Origin of the sequence: Flavobacterium sp., from assembly GCF_049240005.1 — a bacterium.
Taxonomy (GTDB): domain Bacteria; phylum Bacteroidota; class Bacteroidia; order Flavobacteriales; family Flavobacteriaceae; genus Flavobacterium.
In genome coordinates, this window is record NZ_JBMLTK010000049.1 from 1 (window position 1) to 7,717 (window position 7,717).

A 7,717-nucleotide genomic window follows, 5' to 3' on the forward strand; every position below is an offset into this window, starting at 1 on the left:
CGACACGTTTTTGTATGCGAACGACTCAATTACGCAAAATAGATTTTGCCTCAGCAGCGTATTTTCTGGAAATAGGTATCTCGCGATCGGAAATAAACAAAGTATTTCGCGACGATTTTGTGACCATTTCTTTATTGACAATAAACGAACGATGCACACGCGTAAACCGTGGCGAATTTACCTGCTGCAAAAACCACTCTAAAGAGTTGCGCAAGGTGTATTTGTTCGATCTACAATAAATATCAATGTAGTTTTTGTCGCTTTCCACAAATAAAATAGAATTCAAGTACACCTTTACCTCTTTGTATCCTTCTTTGATACTGATAAACGAGTCTTCGCGGGTGTTTTTTAAGGCAATACTTACCGCAGCTAATATGTCGGTTTCTTTAAATGGCTTGGTGATATAGGCTTCCGGTTTGCACTGCAGGGCATTTCGCAAAATTTCGGTGTCCGATTGTGCTGTGACGAAAATAAACGGAATCTGCCAATGGTCTTGAACATAACGCGCAATTTCAATGCCGTCTAAATCTTCTTTCATCCGAATATCTAAAAGAATCAAATCCGGCTCAAAGCTCTCAATGGCTTGAAACGCACTGCTTTTATCGTTCGCAAAACGAATGCGTGAAAACGACAAATCTTCAAGGATTCCCTTCAAATGTTCAGCAATGATGCGCTGATCTTCAACAATAAGTATTTTGGCGTCGGTCATTAATTTTGGCAGTAAATCGCAAATCTAAATAAATTAAGTTTTGCGAAACAGAATTGTTAAAAACCTTTCAAAAAATTAATTCATTTAGGGAAAAGTCTGAGAATCTCGACAACAACCGCTGTATTTTTCAATACTTACTCCAACAAGTCGGGTCGTCGGTTTTTGGTGTGTTCAAAGGCTTTTTCCTCGCGCCATTGCTCAATTTTGGCGAAGTGCCCGCTAAGTAAAACCTCCGGAACTTTCCAACCGTTGTAGTCGGCCGGACGCGTATAAACCGGTGGTGCCAGCAAATTGTCTTGGAAACTATCGGTTAATGCAGAAGTCTCGTCGGAAAGTACGCCCGGTATGAGTCTGATTAAAGCGTCGCATAAAATCACGGCACCCAGTTCACCGCCGCTTAAAACGTAATCGCCAATCGATATTTCTTTGGTGATTAAATGGTCGCGCACGCGTTGGTCGACACCTTTGTAATGCCCGCAGAGAATGATGATGTTTTTTAAAAGCGACATCGAATTGGCCATTTTTTGGTTCAGTGTTTCGCCGTCGGGAGTCATATAAATAATCTCGTCGTAGTTGCGTTCGCTTTTAAGTTTTTTAATGCAATCGTCTATGGGTTGAATTTGCATAACCATGCCAGCGCCGCCGCCAAATTGGTAATCGTCAACGCTTTTTTGTCTGTTGGTGGTATAGTCGCGCAGGTTGTGAAAATGTACTTCTACCAAACCTTTTTCGATGGCGCGTTTCATGATGCTTCCTTCAAACGGACTCCGCATTAAGTCGGGTAAAATCGTAATAATATCAATTCTCATAAGTGGTGAAATCGCTGCAAAAGTACAGTTTTTTATACGGTTTATGTTTTTTAGCAGCCACTCCCGCCTTCCGCTGTAGTCCTCGTAAAAAAAGGCGTGTTCATGGGGCTACAACCGGCTTCTGTGGTCGCCGTTTGTAACCCAATTCACACAGCCTTTTTGTACTCCGGGCTGCCGCTGCAGTCGGGGCTAGGCAAACGTCTTTGAATGTAAACAGTCGGAAAAGCCGACCATTTTCAGCACGAATAGCAACCCAGGCTTTAGGTCAACAGACGAGGTAAATCCGCTCTATCGAATCATTGTTTTTAAGATGGTTTAATCCCAATTAGTCTTTCTGTAATCTACATCTTTTACAATGAGGTCTACTTCTTCATCAAATGTCTTTAAAGAACTTTGATTAGGATACATTAAAAGAAATCGATTAAGAATATTTCCTCTAATACCAATATAAATTACTCCTTCAATTGCTTTTTTATCTGTATAATTGTAGTAGACTTTGATTAAATCATTAAATATTTCAGCTTTAGTTATATCGATGTCGCCAATGTCGAATAAAAAATCCTTATAGTTTTCCAGCCCGACAATTACCTCTGTTTCCAATTTATTAGACATCATATAAAATATATACTTAGGCTTTCCATTGACAATAAACTGGTAACTGTCTATACTGGCTAATGCTTCGTGGGTACTTTGGAAAGCCTTTATTGAGGTATTGACAGGTACTTGAATTTTGTAGAAAGTATTCTCGATGGTTTGGGAGAACATTGGATTAGCTAAAAACAAGAGAAATAAAAAGCATCTACTCATAAAAATATTTTTCTTAAAAATCTTAAAAATAAATTCCCCACCATGAAAAAAATCCATGTTGGTACAGTCAGTAGTACTACGATTAGAGGGATGAAAACAATGATTACCAGTGCTCCCTGCCAACCATAGATTGCTTTATCATTAAAGTTGACAGGAATAATTCCTGCAAAATTTAACACAATATGCAAAATAGCGAATGGCAAATAACCAAACAAAAATGTTACAAAAAGCGTCTTGAACAACCCATCAGGTTTCTTGGAATATTTTTCTATTAACTTTTTCATATTCTAATTTAAGCTAAACACATTTGATACATAGTCTGAAAGATAGCTAACAGTAGCCTGAAGCATTTTACCTACACCAACTGCCGCATTATATAAGTTGACGTTACCACCAATTTCTCCTGTTACTCCGTAGGGTGTGGGTATCTTCGCACTGACGCCCAAAGTTAAAGAATTTGAAAGGCTCAATTTCGTGTCTTTTCCTAAAGTTCCAGTTGCAGAGCGTTTCATCCCAGTTGCACTACTATTTATTTTGCCTTCTTTGCTTAGTTCAACTTTAGCAGAACCCGTGCTTACAGATGCAGACCCTTTGGCAATTCCAACGCTACCACTAACTTTTGCTCCAGGGCCTTTCATTTCAACCTCTACTAGATTCTTTTCGGTTGTCTTCGCCGAAACCTCTACTATAGTAGCCTCACCTTCCACTTTTACGGGTCCTACTGTGGCTCCCGCACCAACACTTTCTCCAACGGAAAAACTTGCGTCATAACCAAAGACGTTACTAAGCAATTCCGTAGCTTCAGACATCAATTGCTCGGTTTTTGCAGAGGGTGTAAAATTCTGCATCGTTCCTCCTAAAGGGCTTGTTTCTTTCGGTGAAGATGTATTTCCAAACGGTAACCCTGGACAACATTCCCCTTCATTTTGACTTTCCAATGTGTCAGCGTACATGCCGTCTCTGTCGATAAAATAAACTGGATTGTCCAATGCATAGCTATAGGGTGAAAATCGACGTGATGTTTCGACTACAGGGTCTACTTGCCAAAATTTCCCGATTGCGGGGTCATATAACCTTGCTCCGTAATCGTAAACCATAAGCCCCAACTCATCCTGCCACTCTTTGCCGTTGTACTTATACTGCCACTCCCGTCTTTCCGTGGGTTGTATCACGTATAGCGTTCCGTGTGGTTCTTTAATAAATTCAAAACGCTCGCTGGCGTAGTTTTCGTGTTTCAAACCAAAAGGGTAGTAGTGGTTTTCCTCTAAGATTTTCGGAACTGCTACCCCATTATCCGTATAACTCATGCGCACGTTTCCGAGGTGGTCGGTGTAGTTGTACACGTAGAAAAAGCGAGCAGGTTCTTTAAATTCTACATAACCCTCCGAGGTAGGAAAAAAGCTCAATACCTCATTTTTGTACTGAAAACCGTCCAAGTAATCGGTGGTGGTGGTTCCGTTTATATCATCCACCTCCTTGCGCAGTTTTACGCCTAACGCATCATAAGTGTACCGAATGCGACCGCTGTTGTTTTGAAAGTTAATAACCGTGGGTAAGTTCAAGTGGTTGTAATCGATATCTTCGATACGCTTGTTGGCGTCGCTGGTCATGTTTCCATACGCATCGTAACCGTAATCGGGATTGCCGTTGTTTACATTATCTCGAAAGCCATTTAACGAATTGCTCATGTCTTGCACCGCCAGCAGTTGGTTGCCGTCGTAGGCGTACACTAAGTTATCAATTTCTACCGAAGTACCAAAGTCGGCATCGGCAAAACCGTTTCGTTGAAGGGTTTGAATGTTTCCGTGCTTGTCGTAACTCAGCGTTTCGTCGTAATTTCCGGTAACGCTGTAGCCCAATTTGCGGTAGTTGCCTTTTAGGAGGATTTTTAACGCTATTTCCTGCTTTTTGTAGCTATTTCCTGCCCTATGCTACAAGTTTTTTCAAAGCCATTGGTTTTACTATTTTTTGGCACTAGCTTCCGCTGGTCGCTGTACCAAACCAAGTAAAACACAACGTCTTTTTCAAAAAGCTTTCCGCGGCGGTCAGGGCTAGAAGAAAGTGCGTTCGGAGAGGTGGTTTAGATGAGTTTTCAAACTTGCCGCAAAGTCGGGAGACTGTTGCCTTTACTTTGAAAAGTAATTAAAATCAGTAATTTTATTCAAAGGAAAGCAGAGGTGAACTTTAGACTGTGCTAGTAATGGAACTAAGCTCCGCATTAGTCCTCTGCTCTCTCCTTGAATCCAGTTGAATAGCTTCAAATAGAATGATAGACATAAAATGTCTAATAAAGGCTCTAAAGAAGTTCAACATTATTTATCCTAAAATCAAAATTATGAAAAAGTATTTAACTTATGTTGGAAGTGATGTGTCAAAAGCGAAACTAGATGTAAACATTTTGGACAGTAATACGCTACAGTCTGAGCACTGTGTTATTGAGAATACATCAAAAAGTATAACCCGTTTTCTAAACAGTTTAAAAAAACAATTAGACCTTCAAACCACTTTATTTTGTTGTGAAAACACAGGTGTTTACACAAATCATTTAGCAACAACACTACTTGAACTAAAGTTAGATTTATGGATAGTTCCTGCTATTGAAATAAAACGTTCTAAGGGAATTACAAGAGGTAAAAGTGATAAAACTGACGCAAAAGATATTGCGTTTTATAGCTTACGTAACATAGATAAATTAAAGCTTTTTACCTTAACAAATATCGACATACAAAAACTTAAATTACTTCATGCAGAGCGAGAAAAAATGGTTAAAGCTATGTTATTGATAGAGAGCACAAAGGAAAATAAAGCTTTTACAGCAAAAGAAGTTTTCAAAGAAGTATCCGCTTTGAACCAAAGCTTAATCAAGTCAATTAAATCTTCGATAAGCAAAATAGAAGCCAGAATTAAATCAATTATAAAATCAAATGAAGAATTAAATAAACAAGAAAAACTCATACGTTCTATACCTGGTATTGGAGAACAAACCAGTGTTTATTTAATCATCGCTACAAAAGGATTTACTGCATTTAAAACCTGGAGACAATTTGCATGTTATTCAGGAGTAGCTCCTTTTGAATACACCTCAGGATCTAGTATTAACGGACGGACAAAAGTGAACCACATGGCTGATAAAAAAATGAAGGCATTGCTCCAAATGTGCGCTATGACTTCACTTAAATATGATCCGCAAATCAAAGAATATTACAACCGAAAAAAAGCACAAGGTAAGGAACCTATGCTTGTCTTAAACAATGTACGATGCAAACTGATCAGTCGCGTTTTTGCAGTGATTAATCGCGAAACTGCCTATGTTGATATGTATAAATTTGCATCCTAAAATTTATTCAATTTTTGTTGCTTTTTATCATAGAATGCGGAGCGCGAAACATTTTGCATAGCTGAAGTAACTTTAAAAAAAAGCCCCACTTTTTAATTTTTAAATTGCAAGTATGCTTTTTCAAATAACTGTCCATCTTTAAACCTATACAACTTATCATCTTTGACTAGCCATTCTGTTGTAAAAATTTCATAAACAGGGCTTCTGTATTTAAAAAGTTCAATTAAAAATGTAACGTCTCTGTCTATGTATTTATTAATGACCTTTTCATATGTCTCGGAATTGTAAATAACTTTGAATTTTTTAATAAATTGAGATGGTACTTTTATGTTATTTGATGATATGGCGTATTCAATATCATTAACAAATAATTTGCAACCAAATAGGGGCCCTACTTTGTCATTGATTTTAACTTCAAGAGCACACCTTTTTTCTGTTCCATAAGTTATTTTGACCTTACCTTTTTCTTTATTTTTCGGAATTTTAAAAAGTAATTTTAAAGTGTCGTTTTGTAAGTTCCATTTGCCATGAAGTAGCTGATTGCCAGTTGTCTCAAACTTTAAAGTATATGTCATTCTTTGATTTTTTTTCAGGACGATCTCTTCATAATTCGGCGACTTATAGACATTGTTTGTGATATACGCACCTAGTCGTAGCTTATTAGGAGTTGTAATTTCTCTACTTTTTATGCTGCTACAGGATACTACTATGCAACAGAGTAAAATTGCTCCAAAAAATTTAATTACCGCCCGCATAAGTAGTTCCATTTATTCTAAATGCTAGTTTATTTCTTATTGATAAATTGTTAAGCACCTGCTTTTATCCAATTCACTTCCATTACTATTCAAAATTGTTTGTATTTCAGCGTGATCACTTACACTTTGAGGTTTTCTCGGAAGTTTAGCGTAGGGTCCTGTTGAATCACCTTCAAGTTCTAAATAAGAATTGTATAGAGGCATGTTAGGTTCAATTGCATTTTGCCTTCTATATGCACTCCATTCATCACTTAAGTCATTCCCAATAAGTCTGTGTGTGGGTATTCCTTTACTATTTGTAAAATGTAAACTGGTTTCGCCAATTTCAAACTGATATGCGTGGTGTAATTCATGTCCTAACAGTCCGAATCCTGCGTCTATTGGGGCATTAATATTAACAATTCCATAATTAAATTCAGTCACAGCCCGTGATGTACCAGCACCTACATCAATAATCGCATAGCCTTGCGTTGATTTATTTAATAATTCAATTTCAGAAATTGCTATTTTCAACTCGTCGATATTGTTACGCAATCCCGATAATAAATTCAAAATTCCTTTTATGGAATCTTCCGATAAATTTCCACTCGCTAATAGATTTTGTAGCTCATTCATTGAATCGGTAGTTTGCGATATTCTTTCTCCTAAAAAATTTTTAAAAGTGTGTATTGTGTTTCTTGTAAATGCATCAACAAAGTAATTGCCATCAACATCATAATTTAGGATTGGGTTATTATCTGCATAGTGAAAAGGTGAATTACTATAGTATTTTACAGCAAGAGCGTCCACATTCATCCACCTTCCAATTGCGGCATCGTAGTTCCTAGCGCCGTAATCGTAAAAGTTTAACCCCAACTCATCTTGCCACTCCTTGCCGTTGTACTTATACTGCCATTCCCGTCTTTCCGTGGGTTGTAGTACAAATAACTCGCCGTTGGGTTCTTTAATGCGTTCGAATATTTCACTGGCGTAGTTTTCGTGCTTCAGGCCAAAAGGGTAGTAATGGCTTTCCTCTAAGATTTTCGGAACTGCTGTGCCGTTGTCCGTGTAACTCATACGCACGTTTCCGAGGTGGTCGGTGTAGTTGTACACGTAGAAAAAGCGGTTGGGTTCTTTAAACTCTACATAACCCTCCGCGGTCGAAAAAAAGCTCAATACCTCATTTTTGTACTGAAAACCGTCCAAGTAATCGGTGGTGGTGGTTCCGTTTATATCATCCACCTCCTTGCGCAGTTTTACGCCTAACGCATCATAAGTGTACCGAATGCGACCGCTGTTGTTTTGAAAGTTAATTACCGTG

General features: G+C 38.1%; 8 protein-coding genes. 1 reads left to right on the forward strand and 7 read right to left on the reverse strand.

From position 1 onward, the window contains the following. Positions 1–25: 25 nt before the first annotated feature. The 5 genes from ACOVQQ_RS04790 to ACOVQQ_RS04810 all read right to left on the reverse strand — a co-directional run bounded on the left by ACOVQQ_RS04790 (position 26) and on the right by ACOVQQ_RS04810 (position 4,184). Positions 26–709 carry a LytR/AlgR family response regulator transcription factor gene (locus ACOVQQ_RS04790; protein WP_421817185.1) on the reverse strand — a complete coding sequence of 228 codons (684 nt, stop codon included), beginning with the start codon at positions 707–709 and terminating at the stop codon, positions 26–28. 134 nt (positions 710–843) lie between these two features. After that, positions 844–1,518 carry a tRNA (guanosine(37)-N1)-methyltransferase TrmD gene (gene trmD / locus ACOVQQ_RS04795; protein WP_421817186.1) on the reverse strand — a complete coding sequence of 225 codons (675 nt, stop codon included), beginning with the start codon at positions 1,516–1,518 and terminating at the stop codon, positions 844–846. A gap of 315 nt (positions 1,519–1,833) precedes the next feature. Beyond that, positions 1,834–2,325 carry a hypothetical protein gene (locus tag ACOVQQ_RS04800; protein WP_421817187.1) on the reverse strand — a complete coding sequence of 164 codons (492 nt, stop codon included), beginning with the start codon at positions 2,323–2,325 and terminating at the stop codon, positions 1,834–1,836. After that, a complete protein-coding gene (locus ACOVQQ_RS04805) occupies positions 2,322–2,609 on the reverse strand; it encodes a hypothetical protein (protein WP_421817188.1) in 288 nt (95 codons plus the stop codon). The genes ACOVQQ_RS04800 and ACOVQQ_RS04805 overlap by 4 nt, the downstream gene beginning before the upstream one ends. Before the next feature lie 3 nt (positions 2,610–2,612). Next, the gene (locus ACOVQQ_RS04810; protein WP_421817189.1) at positions 2,613–4,184 is read right to left on the reverse strand and encodes an RHS repeat domain-containing protein; all 1,572 of its coding nucleotides are present in this window, start codon (positions 4,182–4,184) and stop codon (positions 2,613–2,615) included. A gap of 476 nt (positions 4,185–4,660) precedes the next feature. On the opposite strand from ACOVQQ_RS04810, the gene ACOVQQ_RS04815 reads away from it, so the two are divergent. Further along, entirely contained in the window at positions 4,661–5,662 is a 1,002-nt protein-coding gene (locus ACOVQQ_RS04815; RefSeq protein WP_421817190.1) for an IS110 family transposase, read from the forward strand. Positions 5,663–5,754: 92 nt separating this feature from the next. Here the strand turns inward: ACOVQQ_RS04815 and ACOVQQ_RS04820 are convergent, their stop codons facing one another. Continuing rightward, entirely contained in the window at positions 5,755–6,237 is a 483-nt protein-coding gene (locus ACOVQQ_RS04820) for a hypothetical protein (RefSeq protein ID WP_421817191.1), read from the reverse strand. 216 nt (positions 6,238–6,453) lie between these two features. Further along, positions 6,454–7,717: RHS repeat domain-containing protein (locus ACOVQQ_RS04825; RefSeq protein ID WP_421817192.1), on the reverse strand; the 1,264-nt coding region annotated here is incomplete at its 5' end.